The 1,525-nt window shown below is 36.4% G+C and carries 1 protein-coding gene and 1 pseudogene; both read left to right on the top strand.

From position 1 onward, the window contains the following. Positions 1-158 (top strand): annotated as a pseudogene (locus tag F6K13_RS32600) (photosystem II protein D2); the annotation flags it as partial. Between the two features lie 827 nt (positions 159-985). Next, entirely contained in the window at positions 986-1,267 is a 282-nt protein-coding gene (locus tag F6K13_RS32595; RefSeq protein WP_124144685.1) for a 4a-hydroxytetrahydrobiopterin dehydratase, read from the top strand. Positions 1,268-1,525 lie beyond the last annotated feature (258 nt).

Raw genomic sequence — 1,525 nt, 5'->3', positions numbered from 1 at the left:
AAGAGTTACGGGCAGCAGAAGACCCAGAGTTTGAAACATTTTATACCAAAAACATTTTGTTGAACGAGGGTATCCGAGCATGGATGGCACCTCAAGATCAACCACATCAAAACTTTATATTCCCTGAAGAAGTATTACCTCGTGGTAACGCTCTGTAATAATTTATGAAGGGATAAATTTTAAATCCTTTCATGGCTCCTACATTGTTAGTTTGTAGGAGCCATTATTTTTGGAAGATTAGGCACTTTTTTTAATCCAGCGTATATACAGAACTTTTCAAGTTATAGCAATGAGCGCTGGTATATTTACAAATTGCAGGAGGGGCCAAATAGCTAAAAGTCTTATATTATCAGCAATTTATTCCCCCTTCCGGAGCTGTTGCCTGTTGCCTGTTGCCTGCGCACAGCGCTATAAGTGATGAACAGTGGCGGAATAATAATATTCACTCATTAAATGATTGGATAGTCTTTACCTTATAAACCAGCAATGTACTTTATATTTTTGTTTTTTTTAACTAGCATATTTGTTATTTTATATAGAGATAATCTCTCAACCTTTTTTTGGTTATTACTCTGTATCTAAAACTCTTAATTTTTGCTTATTAAGTTATTGAAGTCCTGAACTGAGAAAAAAAATTAACAAGACAATTGCATTCTCAAATTTTTGTGCTACTATTATTAATAGTAAAGATTATTAAAAACCGTTTAGGGATATAAGGAGGTGATGCCCATGCAAGATAGTAGTAAACGCTTGGGTCACCAGATTGGAAAATACCAGCTGTGTGCTGGGGCTGGACTCTAGTAGCTAGCTTGTTTCCCCTTCTAGGGGAGTTAAAATAAATTTTAACTAAGCTGATCTGGGGTTTCTCTCAGCAGTTAGGTTTCAATCAAGGTGACCCGCTAGACCGCTCTTATCTTGAAGTAGTACTAAAGCATTTGCTAACATACTACTTTATGATAAGAGCGGATAGTTTTTGGAGAATTTTATGAGTAAATTGCTGAGTGCAGAAGAAATTAGTCAACGTGTTAGTCAATTATCAGACTGGAAGCTAGAAGGAAATAAACTTCAGTGCGTAAAAATATTTAAAAATTTTGTCGAAGCAATTAGTTTTGTTAATCAATTAGTAGATCCAGCCGAGGCATCACAGCATCATCCTGATATAGAGATATCTTATAATAAAGTAATAATTAATTTAACGACCCATGATGTAGGCAGTTTAACAGAAAAAGATTTTAGCATGGCTAAACAAATATCTGCTTTAGACTAAGCTAGTTTTCGTAGTTCGATATAAATTTAAGGTAACAGCTCAATAATCCGGGGTGAATCGGTAAAAGATAAACCTCAAATTACGTAAAATATTTTCTCAACTGGTAGTCTACCCCCATTTATTGAGCGGATACAACCATAAGGGGGTTGGTAAGGGGGTGCTGGTTTCCCCACTCCTCCACAGGGTGGGGCGGAAAGCACCCCCTTACATAAATAAATGTTGATCCGCTTCGATCAAGATGTTTGTCTACCTCCCGAC

Origin of the sequence: Okeania sp. SIO2B9 (genome assembly GCF_010672505.1) — a bacterium.
Classification (GTDB): domain Bacteria; phylum Cyanobacteriota; class Cyanobacteriia; order Cyanobacteriales; family Microcoleaceae; genus Okeania; species Okeania hirsuta.
The sequence above is the reverse complement of the archived record's forward strand: the minus strand, read 5'-3'. Positions and strand labels throughout refer to the sequence as shown.